This is a genomic window from Ectothiorhodospiraceae bacterium 2226 (assembly GCA_013348725.1).
In the GTDB taxonomy this organism is placed as follows: Bacteria; Pseudomonadota; Gammaproteobacteria.
Window position 1 is genome coordinate 2,783,918 of the sequence record CP054689.1, and the last position, 14,653, is coordinate 2,798,570.

The 14,653-nt window shown below is 70.5% G+C and carries 13 protein-coding genes; 4 read left to right on the forward strand and 9 right to left on the reverse strand.

Features of this window, described 5'->3' with window-relative positions; translation table 11 throughout:
* Positions 1–33 precede the first annotated feature (33 nt).
* The 3 genes from HUS23_13485 to queF are packed head-to-tail and all read right to left on the reverse strand — an operon-like array spanning position 34 to position 3,160.
* Positions 34–1,488, reverse strand: a complete 1,455-nt coding sequence (locus tag HUS23_13485; protein QKT04750.1) for a PLDc N-terminal domain-containing protein — start codon at positions 1,486–1,488, stop codon at positions 34–36.
* Positions 1,485–2,771 (reverse strand): FGGY-family carbohydrate kinase, encoded by a 1,287-nt coding sequence (locus HUS23_13490; GenBank protein ID QKT04751.1) that lies wholly within the window; start codon positions 2,769–2,771, stop codon positions 1,485–1,487. The genes HUS23_13485 and HUS23_13490 overlap by 4 nt, the downstream gene beginning before the upstream one ends.
* Positions 2,771–3,160 (reverse strand): NADPH-dependent 7-cyano-7-deazaguanine reductase QueF, encoded by a 390-nt coding sequence (gene queF, locus HUS23_13495; protein QKT04752.1) that lies wholly within the window; start codon positions 3,158–3,160, stop codon positions 2,771–2,773. Before queF ends, HUS23_13490 begins: the two co-directional genes overlap by 1 nt.
* Positions 3,161–3,277: 117 nt before the next feature.
* Between queF and smc the strand changes: the two genes are divergently transcribed.
* Genes smc through ligA form a run of 3 tightly spaced genes read left to right on the forward strand, consistent with a single transcriptional unit; the run spans position 3,278 to position 9,755 of the window.
* Positions 3,278–6,787, forward strand: a complete 3,510-nt coding sequence (smc, locus tag HUS23_13500) for a chromosome segregation protein SMC (GenBank protein QKT04753.1) — start codon at positions 3,278–3,280, stop codon at positions 6,785–6,787.
* A 23-nt stretch (positions 6,788–6,810) separates the two neighbouring features.
* A complete protein-coding gene (gene zipA / locus HUS23_13505; protein ID QKT04754.1) occupies positions 6,811–7,710 on the forward strand; it encodes a cell division protein ZipA in 900 nt (299 codons plus the stop codon).
* A gap of 14 nt (positions 7,711–7,724) precedes the next feature.
* Positions 7,725–9,755 (forward strand): NAD-dependent DNA ligase LigA, encoded by a 2,031-nt coding sequence (ligA, locus tag HUS23_13510; GenBank protein ID QKT05092.1) that lies wholly within the window; start codon positions 7,725–7,727, stop codon positions 9,753–9,755.
* Between the two features lie 289 nt (positions 9,756–10,044).
* Here ligA and HUS23_13515 read toward each other — a convergent pair whose 3' ends face one another.
* The 6 genes from HUS23_13515 to HUS23_13540 all read right to left on the reverse strand — a co-directional run bounded on the left by HUS23_13515 (position 10,045) and on the right by HUS23_13540 (position 13,647).
* On the reverse strand, positions 10,045–10,869 hold the full coding sequence (locus HUS23_13515) for a peptidylprolyl isomerase (protein QKT04755.1): 825 nt from the start codon (positions 10,867–10,869) through the stop codon (positions 10,045–10,047).
* A 25-nt stretch (positions 10,870–10,894) separates the two neighbouring features.
* A complete protein-coding gene (locus tag HUS23_13520; GenBank protein ID QKT04756.1) occupies positions 10,895–11,194 on the reverse strand; it encodes a YciI family protein in 300 nt (99 codons plus the stop codon).
* A gap of 41 nt (positions 11,195–11,235) precedes the next feature.
* Positions 11,236–11,988, reverse strand: a complete 753-nt coding sequence (locus HUS23_13525; GenBank protein ID QKT04757.1) for a hypothetical protein — start codon at positions 11,986–11,988, stop codon at positions 11,236–11,238.
* Positions 11,989–12,043: 55 nt separating this feature from the next.
* The gene (locus tag HUS23_13530) at positions 12,044–12,460 is read right to left on the reverse strand and encodes a hypothetical protein (GenBank protein QKT04758.1); all 417 of its coding nucleotides are present in this window, start codon (positions 12,458–12,460) and stop codon (positions 12,044–12,046) included.
* 3 nt (positions 12,461–12,463) lie between these two features.
* Positions 12,464–12,808, reverse strand: coding sequence for a hypothetical protein (locus tag HUS23_13535; protein ID QKT04759.1), 345 nt, complete (start codon positions 12,806–12,808; stop codon positions 12,464–12,466).
* Positions 12,809–12,924: 116 nt separating this feature from the next.
* Complete coding sequence (locus tag HUS23_13540) at positions 12,925–13,647, reverse strand: MBL fold metallo-hydrolase (protein QKT04760.1); 723 nt, start codon at positions 13,645–13,647, stop codon at positions 12,925–12,927.
* Positions 13,648–13,811: 164 nt separating this feature from the next.
* On the opposite strand from HUS23_13540, the gene HUS23_13545 reads away from it, so the two are divergent.
* Positions 13,812–14,645, forward strand: coding sequence for a PHP domain-containing protein (locus tag HUS23_13545; GenBank protein QKT05093.1), 834 nt, complete (start codon positions 13,812–13,814; stop codon positions 14,643–14,645).
* The last annotated feature ends 8 nt before the right edge of the window (positions 14,646–14,653 follow it).

Here is a 14,653-nt window from a genome sequence, read left to right on the forward strand (position 1 = left end):
AATGTGCGGCAAGCGGCTGAACGGCTGGGGGAACTAAAGGTAGGGGGAGAGCAGGCGCGCGACGCCGTCGCGCAGCTTGATGGGCAGGGGGCGTGCGTCCAGGTCGGCGCGCGCCAGGCGCCGCGCGCCGACCTTCTTCTGCTCGACCAGGGCGCCCAGTCGTGCGGCCAGCGCCTCGTCGTAGGCCTCGACGTTGAACTCGAAGTTCAGCGCCAGGCTGCGCGGGTCCCAGTTGGCCGAACCCATCAGCATCCACACCCCGTCGACAATCATCAGCTTGGTATGGTCGAACGGCGGCGGCGTCATCCACACGCGGCAGTCTCGTTGCAGCACGCGCTCCAGCACGCTGATGCTGGCCCAGCCGACCACGCGCAGGTTGTTGCGCTCGGGCAGCAGAATGTCCACCTCCACGCCGCGCAGCGCCGCCACGTGCAAGGCATGGATCAGTGGCAGGTCGGGCAAGAAATACGGGGTGACGATCTGCACACGGTGTTTGGCGCTCGCCAGGGCGCCGAGGATGGTGAGCCGCGCCTTGTCGTAGTCCTCGTCGGGGCCGTCGGCGATGCCGCGTGCCACCACGCTGCCGGCCGGTGCCAGCGCGGGGAACCATAGGTCGCCGCTCAGCCGCTCGCCGGTGGTGAAGGCCCAGTCTTCGGCGAATACCGCCTGCAGATCGCCGACCACCGGCCCTTCTACCTCGAAGTGCAGATCCTGCACGGGGTGGCGCGGGGCGGTCTCCAGCATGTGGTTGTGGCGGATGTTCATGCCGCCGGTGAAGCCGCAGCGGCCGTCCACCACCAGGATTTTGCGGTGCGAGCGCAGGTTCATGTACTTGGTGCGCCACGGCCCCAGCGTGGGCAGGAAGCGCGCCACGCGCACCCCGGCCCGGCGTAGCGGCCCCACCGCGGTGCGTGGGAACGAGTAGCGGGCACCCACGGCATCGATCAACACGCGCACCTCTACCCCGCGACGGCGGGCCTCGGCCAAGGCGGCGATGAAGCGCCGGCCGGCGGCGTCGTAGTCGAACAGATACGTGCTGAGGGTGATCGAGTGCTGTGCGTGCGCGATCGCCTCCAGCATGCGCGGGTAGGCGGCATCGCCGTTCACCAGCGGCGTGAGGCGGTTGCCGGTGCGCAGCGGCTGGTCGGTGATGCTGCGCACCAGGCGTTCCATGGAGGCCAGGTGGGCCGCGGCGCTCGGCAGGCAGTCCTTGGGATCGGGTGAGGCGCAGCCCTCGGCGCGGAACTCGCCCGCGGCCGCCGCGCGCTCGTTGCGCAGGTTGGCGGCCGCCCGTTTGATGCGGTTCACCCCGAGCAGGGCGTACAGCACCGCGCCCACGATGGGCGCGAGCCAGATCACGCCCACCCAGCCGACCGCCGCACGCGTGTCTTCCTTCTTCAAGATGGCGTGCGCCGAGGCCCACAAGGTGATCGCCAGCGTGCCCCAGGCCAGCAGGTGGGGCGCCAGCGTGTTCAGCAGCGCGTTCATGGGCTGCCGGCGCGGGCCAGCAAGGCGGCGCCGTAGGCCGCTTCTTCGTTATCCGCCGCGAGCAGCGGCACGCCCAGGGCGCGCGCGCGGATTTCGCGCCAGGCGGGGTTACGCGCGCCGCCGCCGATGCTGCGCACCGAGCGCAGGGGCGGCGCGCCGAGTTCGGCGAGGCGCGCATAGCCCTCGGCCTCGATGCGCGCCATGCCTTCCAACATCCCCTGCAGGAACACCGCCTCGTCCTCGGGCCGCGGCGTGAGGCGCGGCGGGAACTGCGGGTCGTTGCGCGGGAAGCGCTCGCCCGGGGCGAGCAGGGGGTAGTAATCGAGCCCGGTGGGCGCGTGCGGGCGCAGGCGCGGGGTGAGCGCCTCCAGCGCCGCGCGGTCGAAATAGTGCAGCAGCACCGCGCCGCCCGCGTTGGAACCGCCGCCGGCGAGCCAGCGCTCACCGAGCGGCTGGCTGTAGACTCCGGCCGGCGGGTAAAACAGCGGCCGCTCGGCCACGATCTTCAGCACCAGCGTGGAGCCCAGCGAGGTGACCGCCTCGCCGGGTTCGCGGGCGCCGGTGGCGAGGAAGGCGGCGGTGCTGTCGGTGGTGCCGCTGACCAACACGGTGTTGGGCGTCAGTCCGAAGTGCGCCGCAATGGGGGGCGCCAGCGGGGCGATGGTGCGGCCGGGCGGCAGCACATCGGGCAACCAGCCGCGCGGCACGCCCAACTCGTCCAGCCAGGCCGGCCAGGTGCGGGTAAGCGGGTCATAGCCCAGCTTGAGACAGTTGTTGGCGTCGCTGATCCCGAAGCGGCCGGAGAGACGCCCGCCGATCCAGTCGCCCTGATTGAGCACCCAACGCACCGGCCCGTCGACGTGCCCCTGCAGCCACAGCAGCTTGGCCAGCCCCGAGCCGGTGCCGTGCGCGGCGGTAGTGGGCGGTGCCACGGCGGCGATGCGCTGGCTCGCCTCCAGCGCGCGGGCGTCGTTGTACATCAGGCCGGGGCTGAGCGGCGTGCCCTCGGCGTCGGCGAGCAGGACGCTGCCGGAGGTGGCGTCCACCGCCAGCGCGCGCACCGCGCGGCGCGGCACCCGCTCGAGCAGGGCATCGAGCGCCCCTTCGACGGCGTCCCACCACAGCGCCGGATCCTGTTCGACCGCGCGGCCCTCCCGCCGCGGGGGCGGCAGGCGCGTGGTCGCCTCGGCCTGGACGGTGCCGCTCGTGTCGATGGCCAGCGCACGACACCCCGAGGTGCCGAGGTCGATGCCGACGTACAGGGCGCCGGGCGCGCGGCTCATCAGGGGAGCTGCACCGGCACGGGGGGTTGCCAATCGGGCGCGCGGTGCTCGGCCACCACCGTGGTGTAGATGCCGCCGCGCACGTTGAACCGCGCGGTCAGGCGCATGAAGCGCGGCGCGCAGGCGGCCACCAGGTCGCCCAGGATCTGGTTGGTCACCGCCTCATGGAAGGCGCCTTCGTCGCGAAAGGCCCACACATAGACCTTGAGCGCCTTGAGTTCGACACAACGCGCCTCCGGCACATAGTCGATCGCGAGGGTCGCGAAATCCGGCTGGCCGGTCTTGGGACACAGGCAGGTGAATTCGGGCACCTCGATGTGGATGGTGTAGTCACGTTCCGGGGCAGGATTGGGGAAGGTCTCCAGATCCTTGCTGGGCTGGGTAGGCATCGATTCACTCTCTATGGTACTTTGGCGCGCTCGTAGGACGTCGAAAAACCCGGCTTTACGTGCCGCGCGTTCGACGTTGCCATAGTGTATCAACACCCGAGTGCGCGGCGGTTATTCATGCGACTGAGCAAGATCAAGCTGGCGGGCTTCAAGTCCTTCGTCGACCCGACCACGCTCCCCCTGCCGAGTAATCTGGTGGGCATCGTCGGCCCCAACGGCTGCGGCAAATCCAACACCATCGACGCGGTGCGCTGGGTGATGGGCGAGAGTTCCGCCAAGCACCTGCGCGGCGACTCCATGGCCGACGTCATCTTCAACGGCTCCACCGGGCGCAAGCCGGTCGGGCAGGCGTCCATCGAACTCATCTTCGACAACAGCGACGGCACGCTCGGCGGGCAGTACGCCCAGTACGCCGAAATCGCCGTCAAGCGCATGGTGACCCGCGACGGTCAATCCTCTTATTACCTGAACGGCACGCGCTGTCGTCGACGCGATATCACCGACATCTTCCTCGGTACCGGCCTCGGACCCCGCAGCTACGCGATCATCGAACAGGGCACCATCTCCCGCCTGATCGAGGCCCGCCCCGAGGAACTGCGCGTGTTCCTGGAGGAGGCCGCCGGCATCTCCAAGTACAAGGAGCGCCGCCGCGAGACCGAGAACCGCATGCGTCACACGCGCGAGAACCTCGACCGTCTGAACGACCTGCGCGACGAACTCGATAAGCAGCTCGCCCACCTGCAGCGCCAAGCCCGCACCGCTGAGCGCTACCAGAGTCTCAAGCAGGAGGAGCGCCTGACCAAGGGGCAGCTCGCGCTCCTGCGCCTGCATGCGCTCGAGGAGCGTATGGCACAGCACGGGGCGCTGATCGGCGAGCAGGAGACCGCACTCGAGGCCGAGATCGCGGCGGTGCGCGCGGCCGAGGCCGCCATCGAACACCGGCGTGAGGCGCAGAGCGCCGCCGCCGAGCAGCTGAACACCGTGCAGGCACGTTACTACGCGCTCGGCGCGGACATCGCGCGCCTGGAGCAGGCCCTGCAGCATGGCCGGGAGCGCCGCCGCCAGCAGGCCGAGGACCTGGCCCAGACCGAGCGCCAGTTGGCGGACGTCGATGCCCACCTCGGGGACGACGCGCGCCGCATGAGCGAGCTGGAGACCTCGCTGGCTGCCGAGGAGCCTGCCGCCGCCGAAGCCGGCGCCGCTCAGGAGGAGGCCGCGGCCGCGCTGGCCGAGGCCGAGCAGGCCATGCACGTGTGGCAGGTCGGCTGGGAGGAGTTCAGCCAGCAGTCGGCGCGGCCCTCGCAGACCGCGCAGCTGGAGCGCGCGCGCCTGGAGCACCTGGAGCAGCAGCAGCGCCAGGCCGCGACGCGCCGCGCGCGTCTGGCCGAGGAGGCGGAGAACCTAGCCGCCGCGCAGGAGGATGCCCGGCTGGAGGCGCTGGTGCAGGAGCGCGAGGAGCTCGAAGCGCGCCGCGAGGTATTGGACGGCGGCCTCGCCGAGGCGCAGGCGGCGGTGGCCGAGGCGCGCGAGCAGGGCACCGGCATGGCGGCCGAGCTCGACGAGGCGCGGCGGCGGGTGCAGAGCCTGCAGGGTCGCCGCGCGTCGTTGGAGGCTTTGCAGCAGGCCGCCCTCGGCAAGCGCAAGGGTGCGGTGAACGACTGGCTGGCGGCGCGCGGACTGGAAGGCGCCCACCGGCTGGCCGAGGCGCTGCGGGTCGACGGCGGGTGGGAGCGCGCCGTGGAGGCCGTGCTCGGCGAACGCCTCGAGGGTGTGGTGGTGGAGGCCCTGGAGGCCCCGGCGCGCAGCCTGGACGAACTCGGCGAGGGTGTGCTGTGCCTCATCGAGCCGGCGCGTCAGGGCGCGTTGCCGCAGCGGGACGGCCTCACGCCGCTGGCCGAGCGGGTGCGCGCGCCGTGGTCGCTGGCCGGCCTGTTGGGCGGCATCTATTGCGCGGATAGCCTGGACGCGGCGCTGGCCGCGCGTCCGACGCTCGCGCCCCACGAGTCCCTGATCACCCCCGAGGCCGTTTGGATCGGGCCGCACTGGCTGCGGGTCGCGCAGGGCACCGACGAGCGGGCCGGCGTGTTGGCGCGCGCCGAGGAACTGGAGGCCGTGGCCGCCGAGGCCGAGGAGGCCGAGGCGCGGGTGCAGGCGCTGGCCGAGCGGCTGCAGCAGTCGCGCGCCGCGCTGGAGGAACGGGAGCGGGCGCGCGAGGCCGCGCAGAGCGAGCTGCAGGCGCTGGTGCGCCGCCTCTCCGAGTTGCAGTCGCAGGAGAGCGCGCGGCGCGCGCGCCGCGAGCAGATCGCCCTGCGCCAGGAACGCCTGCGCGCCGAGCTGGCCGAGCTCGACGAGCAACTGGCGGGCGCCCAGGCCGAGGAGGCCGAGGTGCGCTCGCGCCTGCACGCGGCGCTGGCGCAGATGGAAGAGGACGCCGTTCAGCGCGAGCAGTGGCAGAGCCGACGCGAGACCCTGCGCGAGCGCTTGGACGAGGTCAGGGCGCAGGCGAACGCCGCACGCGAGCGCGCCCACGAGCAGGCCCTGCGCATCCAGTCCATGCGCACCGCGCTGCAGGAGACCCGCAGCGCCCAGACACGCCTGCAGGCGCAGCACGCCCATTTGGTGCAGCGGCGCGAACAGCTCGCGCGCGCGGTGGAAGAGGCCGCCGCGCCGCTCGCCGAGCAGGAGCAGGCGCTGGACGCCGAACTCGCGCGGCGCGTGACCGTGGAAGAGGAATTGGCGCAGGCGCGGGCGCGTGCCGGGGAATTGGATCAGGCGCTGCGCGAGTTGGACGCCGAGCGTCAGCGCGCCGAGCAGCGCGCGCAGGCGGTGCGCGAGGGTCTGGAAGGGGCACGCCTGGCCGCGCAGGAGCTCAAGGTCCGCGCGGCCACGCTGCGCGAGCACCTGGACGAAGCCGGGCACTCGCCCGAGGCGCTGGCCGCCGAGCTGCCGCCCGAGGCCGAGGAGGCCGCCTGGCAGGCGCGCGTGGAGGAGCTGGCGCAGCGCATCCAGCGACTCGGGCCCATCAACCTCGCCGCCATCGACGAGTACGAGCAGCAGTCCGAGCGCAAGCGCTACCTGGACGCCCAGCACGCCGACCTGTCGGAGGCGCTGGCGACGCTGGAAGACGCGATCCGCAAGATCGACCGTGAAACGCGCACCCGCTTCAAGGAGACCTTCGACAAGGTCAACAGCGGGCTGCAGAGCATGTTCCCCCGCTTGTTCGGCGGCGGGCATGCGTATCTCGAACTGACCGGCGACGACCTGCTCGACACCGGCGTCACCGTGATGGCGCGCCCGCCCGGCAAGCGCAACAGCACCATTCATCTGCTGTCCGGCGGCGAGAAGGCGCTCACCGCGGTGGCGCTGGTGTTCGCCATCTTCGAGCTGAACCCTGCGCCGTTTTGTATGCTGGACGAGGTCGACGCGCCGCTGGACGAGGCGAACGTGGGGCGCTTCTGCACCCTGGTGCGCGAGATGTCGGAGCGCATTCAGTTCATCTTTATCAGCCATAACAAGGCGACCATGGAGATGGCCCACCACCTGATGGGCGTCACCATGACCGAGCCGGGCGTGTCGCGCCTGGTGGCGGTGGACGTGGAAGAGGCCGCGGAACTCGCCGCGGTCTGAACAACAACCGAGGGAGCGAGACGATGGACGGTCTGCGTTGGACCCTGCTGGCCATCGCGGTGGTGATCATCGCGGGTATTTATTGGTGGGGGCGCCGGGAATGGCACCGCCGCGCCCAGCGGGACGAGCTCCTGCCGTCGGAGCGGGGGGGCGAGTGGGGGGAGATCTCCGAAGACGTCCTGATGGCCGAGGAGTTCGAACGCCTGTCGGGCATGATCTCGGCCGATCGGGGCGATCAACAGTCGCCGGCGCAGCCCGCGCGCCCGGCCGCCGAGCCGGCGCCGGTGCGTCGCTCGCCGCCGCCACGTACGCAGAGCCTGCGCTCCCTGCTCAAGCGCCCGGCCGCCGCGCCGCCCGTGGCCCGGCCCGCCGCCGCGGCGGCGCCTGCGGAGCCCCGAACGGTCCCAGAGCCGCCGGCCGCGCGGCGACCGGCGGTCGCGAAACCGCAGGCGCAGCCGCGCAGCGGCACCGCCGAGCCGGCCCGGCCGGCGCCGGACGACTCCTTGATCATCGCGTTGCACGTGATGGCGCGGGATGTCCTGCTCGATGGCGAAGCGCTCGCCGCGGCGCTCGCGCAGGCGGATATGCAGTTCGGCGAGATGGGTATCTATCACCGCCATGACGCAAGCGGGGCGAGCCTGTTCAGCGCCGCCAATATGGTCAAGCCCGGCACGCTTACCCCGGAGGAACTGCCAGCCTTGCAGACGCCGGGCATCGCCTTGTTCATGCAGGCGCCGGGGCCGTTCGACGCGCGGGAGGTGTTCGAGGCGATGCTCGAGGCGGCCCATGGGATCGCGGCGCAGCTCGGCGCGGAACTCAACGATGAGACCCGCAGCGTGCTCACCCCGCAGACGGTGGCCCACCTGCGTGAGCGCATCGAGGCGTTCGAGTTCCGTCGCCGCGTCGGCGCGCGCGTGCGCTGAGGGCGCGGGCGGTGGTGCAAGCGACGTCGCGCGATGCGGTACAGACCCGCCTGCAGGCCCTGCGCGAGGCCATTCAGCACCATGACTACCGCTATTACGTGCTCGATGACCCGGAGATCTCCGACGCTGCCTACGACGCGCTGATGCAGGAGCTGCGCGAGCTGGAGGCCGCGCACCCCGAGCTGGTCACGCCCGACTCGCCCACGCAGCGGGTGGGCGGCGCGCCGCTCAAGCAGTTCGGGTCCGTGCGTCACGAGCTGCCCATGTTGTCGCTGGACAACGTGTTCAGCGAGGACGATTTGCGCGAGTTCGATCGGCGCACGCGCGAGCGTCTGGACGTGGAGGCCGTGGACTACGCCGCGGAGCCCAAGCTCGACGGGTTGGCGGTGAGCCTGCTGTACGAGGACGGCCTCTTGGTCCGCGCCGCCACGCGCGGCGACGGCGTGACGGGCGAAGACGTCACCCACAACATCCGCACCATACCCACCATACCGCTGCGCCTGCGCGGGCGCGGGTTTCCGTCCCGGTTGGAGGTGCGCGGTGAGGTGGTGATGACCCGCCAGGGCTTCGAGGCCTTGAACGCGCGCGCACGGGAGCGGGGCGACAAGGTGTTTGCCAATCCGCGCAATGCCGCGGCCGGCAGCCTGCGCCAGCTCGACCCCTCTGTCACCGCCCAGCGCCCGTTGGAGATCTTCTGCTACGGCACCGGCATTGCCGAAGGCGGCACGCTGCCCGACACCCACTCGGCAATACTCGACGGCCTCATCGAGTGGGGACTGCGGGTCAACGAGGAGCGCGCCGTGGTGCGCGGCTACGCAGGCTGCCTGGACTATTTCGAGCGCATCGGTGCGCGCCGTGCGGCGTTGCCCTACGAGATCGACGGGGTGGTGTACAAGGTCGATCGGCGCGATTGGCAGGCCGCGCTCGGGTTCGTGTCGCGCGCCCCGCGCTGGGCCGTGGCGCACAAGTTTCCGGCCGAAGAGGCCACCAGCGTGCTGAGCGACGTGTGGTTCAGCGTCGGGCGCACCGGCGCGCTGACGCCCGCGGCGCGGCTCGAGCCGGTGTTCGTCGGCGGGGTCACGGTGCGTAACGCCACGCTGCACAATATGGACGAGGTGCGCCGCAAGGACGTGCGCATCGGCGACACAGTGGTGGTGCGCCGCGCCGGCGACGTCATCCCCGAGGTGGTGCGCGTGGTGCCCGAGCTGCGGCCCAAGGACACGCGCGAAGTCGAACTGCCCGCGCATTGTCCGGTGTGCGGCTCGGAGGTGGTGCGCGCCGAGGGCGAGGCGGTTGCGCGCTGCTCGGGCGGGCTGTTCTGCGCGGCGCAGCGGCGTGAGTCACTCAAGCACTTCGCCTCGCGCCGGGCCATGGACATCGACGGCCTGGGCGAGCGCCTCATCGAGCAGGTGGTGGAGCGCGGCTGGGTGCGCGATCCGGCAGACCTGTACGAGCTCTCGGCCGCGCAGTGGGCAGAGCTCGAGCGCATGGGCGAGAAATCCGCGGCGAATCTGGTCGCGGCGCTGGATCACAGCCGCGAGACGACGCTGGCGCGTTTTCTGTTCGCAATCGGCGTGCGCGAGGTGGGCGAGGCGACCGCCAAGCAGTTGGCCGACCACTTCGGCAGTCTGGAGGCGATCATGGCGGCTGACGAGGAGGCCCTGCAGCAGGTGCCCGATGTAGGACCGATCGTGGCGGCGCACGTGGTGGCCTTCTTCCGGCAGGATCACAACCGCGAGGTGATCGCGCGCCTGCGCGCGGCCGGCGTGCACTGGCCCGAGAGCGCGCCGCGCCCGCGGGAGGCATTGCCGTTGGCGGGCCACACCTACGTGCTCACCGGGACCTTGGACAGTATGACGCGTGAGGAGGCCAAGGGGCGGCTGGAGGCGCTGGGCGCAAAGGTCGCGGGCAGCGTGTCGCGCAAGACCACCGCGGTTATCGCCGGGGCCGAGGCCGGTTCCAAACTCACCAAGGCCGAAGCACTGGGGGTGCCGGTGCTGGACGAGCAGGCCTTGCACGGGCTGCTGCGTGAGCATGAGGGTTGAGGGGTAGCACGGACACGGGGCGTCGCTGGTATCGGTAGTGCCCAAGCGAAACTCGTGCCTTACGTCTTGGATCCGGCGCGATGGTGATGCGCGTTGCGAGCGGTCACCAGAGGCGGTAACTGCAAGGCTTCGGTAGATCGGCAACGCACGGGGCGTGTGCCTAGCGCGGCGCGAGTATCCGGCGCCCAAAGGCGCAATGCGCTGCGCTTATTGCGACAACGTCTTGCGCCCTACCACTGAAAAGGGGCATGCGGCGCAAGCCGCATGCCCCCGGATCCGTAGACCGCGGTTACTCGGCCGACTCGATCTGCACCTCGGCGTTTTCGCGCAGCGACTCGATCCAGTTCTCGACGTGGCGCATGCGCGCGTTGTTGCGCAGGTCTTCTTCCACGGCCTCGAAGGGCGGCGGGGTGCTGGTGCGGGTGTCTTCCAGCCGCACGACGTGCCAGCCAAACTGCGTCTGCACCGGCTCGGTGGTGTGCGCACCGGGTTCGAGCTGACGCAGCGCCTCCGCGAAGGGCTCCACCATCTGCTCGGCGCTGAACCAGCCGAGGTCGCCGCCGGCGCTGGCGGAGGCATCCGCCGAGTGCTCCTGGGCCAGTTCGGCGAAGTCCGCGCCCTCGTTCAACTGCTCGATGAGCCCCTGCGCGGTTTCCTCGTCGGCCACCAGGATGTGGCTGGCGCGGTACTCGGTCTGATCGGCGGCGCCGACCTCTTCCTCATACAGCGCGCGCAGCTCCTCGTCCGAAGGGTTGTGGCCGAGCATCTGGTAACGCACCGCCGCATTGGCGAGCACGCTGATGCGGTAGTTCTGCATCTCGGCGGCAATCGCCGGATCGCGATGCAGCCCCTGATCCAACGCGGCCTGGTAGACCAACTGGCGGTCCACCATCTCCTGGAGCAGGCGCTCGCTCAGTTGCTCCCCGCGCTGCTCGGCGTAGCTCTCCAGCAGCGGCCGGGTGATGGGGACATTGTTCACGCGCGCCACCACTTCGCCTTCGGTGTAGGCGGTGTCGTCCGTTGCCGTGGCGGGATCGCCGTTGTTGCAGGCGGTGAGCGTCAGCAGGGCGGCGAGTGCGGCGATGCCGGCGAGGGTGTGTCGTGCGTACGTCATGTGTCGTCCTCGGGATGGGTGCCGGTCAAGGCAATACGTACTTGAAAGGCTTGATATCCACGCTGGCGTAGACGCCGGCATCGATGTAAGGGTCGGCGGAGGCCCACGCGTAGGCCGCATCCAGCGATTCGAACTCCGCCACGATGAGGCTGCCGATGAAGCCCGCCGGGCCCGGATCGGGGCTGTCGATCGCGGGCATGGGGCCAGCAAGCACCAACCGGCCTTCGGCCTTCAGCGCCTGCAGGCGCTCAAGATGGGCCGGGCGCGCCTGCTGGCGGGCCGGCAGGCTCTCTTCGACGTCGTGGCAGAAGATTGCGTAGAGCATGGTTGACCTTCTTTAGCGTGCGGAGCCGGTAGGGAGCGCGGCTAGTGGAGCGCGCCGCCGTCTTGGAAACGCCGGTGGTATTCGCTCATGACCTCGCGCACCGGCGCCGGATAGTCGAGCGCCTCCATCTGGCGCATGCCCTCTTCGAAGAAGCCCGGCGCGTCAGTGGGCAGCGCCTGGATCAGGTCGTCGAAGGCCTTGCGCATCAGGGCGGGGTCGTTGGCCCGCGTGGCGACGATGGCCCGGTTGAGGTGCAGGATACGCCAGGGGCGTGCCGGGTTGCTCTGGTCCAGATCCTGGCGGATCTCCTCGGCGGCGCCTGCGGCGATTTCGCCCATGACGGGCACGAGCTGCGCGAGCTGCCGGGGCTCCTGCGTCGCGTTGGCGGCGACGGCGAGCGCGTTCACGACCGGTTCGAGGTTGTTCAGGCGGCCGCCGCGGCGCACTCCCCACAGGGCGAGGGGGACGGCGAGTGCGTCGATGCGCGGGCGGGTGCTCGTGAGGTTCAGTTGTGCGGCCCACTGGCCCAGGTCATTGAGCAGGTCCAGCCCGTAGCCGATCAGCTGGGTCATGTCTTCCGGTTCGCTGCTGACCGAGGTGCGCGCGGCGGCGAAATCGCTCTCCAGGCGCGCGACGATCTGGACAAACTGGTCGATCGCCTCGGCCAGCAGTTCGGGCGTGACGACCTCCGCCTGCTCGGCCGTCGGCGCCTGGCGGTAGGCGTTCGCGACCTCCGCCGCCGCTGCCGTCAGGCCCTGGCACAAGGCATCGGTGCTGCTCGATCCGGTTTCCATCGCATCCTCTGCGCTATCGACAAAGGGCGCAGTCTAACACGGCCCCGGGTAGGGCTCAGGAGAACCAGCGCAGAAATGCCGCCGCGGCGAGGGCGAGCGCGCCCAGGCCCGCCAGCAGGTGCCAGGTGTGCCGGCGCCGCGGGGTCGTCCAGCGCGTGCCGCCCCGCAGGTACACGATGGCCGCGGTGAGGCCGCCGATCGTGCTGAGGATCTTGATCGCCAGCGCGCTCAAGGCGATGGCGCTCAAGTCGGGCAGGGTGCCGTAGGCAAGGTAGGACACCACGCCGAACAGTACGCCACTGGTGATCTGCACCGCCCAGCCGGTCAGCACCAGCCAGGCGAGGCTGCGCTGCACCGCCTCGGTCTGAGGCACCGGCCAAAGGGCGAATATCGCGCCGCCGACCACCGCCACCGCGCCGAAGTTGTGCGCGAGTTGGACCAGCGCGTAGGCGAGGTTCTCGAGTAGGTACATCGCCTACTGCACGGCGAGCGTGACGCAGTCCTCGACCCCGATGGGGACGTGGGCGCGGTTGACGACCTTGATGCAGACCTCGCGCTCGCCAGGCTCAAGCGTGGCCAGGGTGTAGCCGCCCGTGAGCTGGCGCAGGATGTCCACCTCGTTGCCGTCCACATAGACGTGGACGTGGTCGCCGCGCGGCCCGGGCACGACCTCGTACTCGACCCGCGTCTGCTCCATCATGTCTACCGCCTCGCCGTCCGAGGGAGACAGGATTTGGACGCGCGGCTCATCCGCCAGCGCGGCGGGGGCGCCGAACGAGAGGATTGCCAGGCAGGCGAGCAGCAAGAGTATCCGTTTCATGAGAGGCCTCCCGATAGCCGGCGCGGCGCGCCTTCTATTCCAGTATATGCAGCCGTGGGAGGGCTACCGGCGGTATCTGCCGCGATCGCCGCTGGGCGGCCCCGTCGCGCGATCGCCTAGCGGCCGGAACCCTTGCGCACCTCGGCCGCCGATACCGGTCCGTAGGGTGTGTGGCGGTGGCGGTCGTGCTCCCGCATGCGGTAATGCACGAAGTCGGGCAGGGCGTCGAAGTGCAGAAAGGGATTGCCGTGCAGCTGTTCTTCCCAGGTGGAGGTGGTGCGCTCGGCGTAGTTGTGCCCCGGGTGCAGCAGGGTGTTGGCCGGCAGGTTCTCGCGCAGGCCCCGCAGGGTGTGGAACATCTGCTCGGGATCGCCGCCGCGAAGATCGCAGCGCCCGCAGCCGAACACGAACAGGGTGTCGCCCGTGATGAGGTCGTTGCCGAGCCGGAAGCAGGCCGAGCCGGGGGTGTGGCCGGGCGTGTGCAGGAGCTCGATGCGGGTCGCGCCGAGTTCCAGGACGTCGCCCCCGTGATGCAGGGTGGGCCGTATCAACGGCGCCTCCCAAAACTCGGCCTCGGCCTTCAATAGATGGAGTTGGGCGTCGGTTTCGTCCAATACCTGCTCGATGCCGTTGATGTGATCGTGATGGCTGTGGGTGAGCAGCACGTCGGTCACGCGCAGGCCGTGCTCGTGCGCCAGGGCCATCACGCGCGCCGGGTCCCAGGCGGGGTCGACGATGGCCGCGCGGCCGCTCTCGCGATCCTCGATCAGGTAGACGAAGTTCTCCATCGGCCCCAACTCGAGGGCGTGGATACGGTGGGGTGCTGCGGAGCCGGACATGGCGTTCTCCCGGGCGGCAATCCCGCCGACGACACAACTGGTTGAAGTAGAAGCCCCGGTGTTCGGAAGCCCCGGTGTTTGCGGACCTCGTCCCAGTATAAACCCCTTCGAGATGCGGCATCCGTCGCGAGACAGGGTCGCGGCGGATGCGTTACACTCAAGCCATGGCAGTCGTCCACGACCTCCACGCCCACTCCACGTATTCCGACGGTACGCTCACTCCGACATTGCTGGTTCGGCGCGCCCAGGCGCAAGGCGTCGGCGTGCTCGCGCTCACCGACCACGACGGCCTGGACGGGCTACCCGAGGCCGAGGCGGCCGCGCGCGAATGCGGCATCCGGCTGATTCCGGGGGTGGAAGTGTCGGTAAGCTGGGCGGGGCGTACCTTGCACGTGTTGGGGTTGGGGGTCGATCCGGCCGACGCCGGCCTGCGCGAGGGACTCGCGCGTCTGCGCGCGTTCCGCGGCTGGCGCGCCGAGGAGATCGCGCGCCGCCTGGAGGCGCACGGTATCCCCGACGCCTACGCCGGCGCGAAGGGCTACGCGCACGGCGCCATCATCGGCCGCACTCATTTCGCCCGCCATCTGTTGGCACTGGGCAAGGCGCGCAATTTCGGCCACGTGTTCAAACGCTACCTCACGCAGGGCAAGCCGGGCCACGTCCCCGGCCAATGGGCGTCGCTCGAGGAGGCGCTTGGCTGGATTCACGGCGCGGGCGGCCAAGCCGTGCTGGCGCATCCGGCGCGTTACAAACTCACCCGCACCAAGCTCAATATCTTGCTGGAAGAATTTCGCGCGGCGGGCGGCGAGGGGCTGGAGGTGATCTCCGGCAGCCACGCGCCGCGCGACAGTGTGCTGATGGCGACGTTCGCACGCCGTCATGGCTTGTTGGCCTCCGTCGGTTCGGATTTTCACGACCCGGACGGAGGTTACGCAGAACTCGGTCGGCTGCCGGAGCTACCTGCGGGCTGCCGACCTATTTGGCACACCTGGCACTGACCGGCTCC

What these genes read in the sequence shown, in the direction of transcription:
- HUS23_13485 (QKT04750.1), bottom strand. Translation starts at nt 1,488, where the DNA reads ATGAACGCGCTGCTGAACACGCTGGCGCCCCACCTGCTGGCCTGGGGC.
- HUS23_13490 (QKT04751.1), bottom strand. Translation starts at nt 2,771, where the DNA reads ATGAGCCGCGCGCCCGGCGCCCTGTACGTCGGCATCGACCTCGGCACC.
- queF (QKT04752.1), bottom strand. Translation starts at nt 3,160, where the DNA reads ATGCCTACCCAGCCCAGCAAGGATCTGGAGACCTTCCCCAATCCTGCC.
- smc (QKT04753.1), top strand. Translation starts at nt 3,278, where the DNA reads ATGCGACTGAGCAAGATCAAGCTGGCGGGCTTCAAGTCCTTCGTCGAC.
- zipA (QKT04754.1), top strand. Translation starts at nt 6,811, where the DNA reads ATGGACGGTCTGCGTTGGACCCTGCTGGCCATCGCGGTGGTGATCATC.
- HUS23_13515 (QKT04755.1), bottom strand. Translation starts at nt 10,869, where the DNA reads ATGACGTACGCACGACACACCCTCGCCGGCATCGCCGCACTCGCCGCC.
- HUS23_13520 (QKT04756.1), bottom strand. Translation starts at nt 11,194, where the DNA reads ATGCTCTACGCAATCTTCTGCCACGACGTCGAAGAGAGCCTGCCGGCC.
- HUS23_13525 (QKT04757.1), bottom strand. Translation starts at nt 11,988, where the DNA reads ATGGAAACCGGATCGAGCAGCACCGATGCCTTGTGCCAGGGCCTGACG.
- HUS23_13530 (QKT04758.1), bottom strand. Translation starts at nt 12,460, where the DNA reads ATGTACCTACTCGAGAACCTCGCCTACGCGCTGGTCCAACTCGCGCAC.
- HUS23_13535 (QKT04759.1), bottom strand. Translation starts at nt 12,808, where the DNA reads ATGAAACGGATACTCTTGCTGCTCGCCTGCCTGGCAATCCTCTCGTTC.
- HUS23_13540 (QKT04760.1), bottom strand. Translation starts at nt 13,647, where the DNA reads ATGTCCGGCTCCGCAGCACCCCACCGTATCCACGCCCTCGAGTTGGGG.
- HUS23_13545 (QKT05093.1), top strand. Translation starts at nt 13,812, where the DNA reads ATGGCAGTCGTCCACGACCTCCACGCCCACTCCACGTATTCCGACGGT.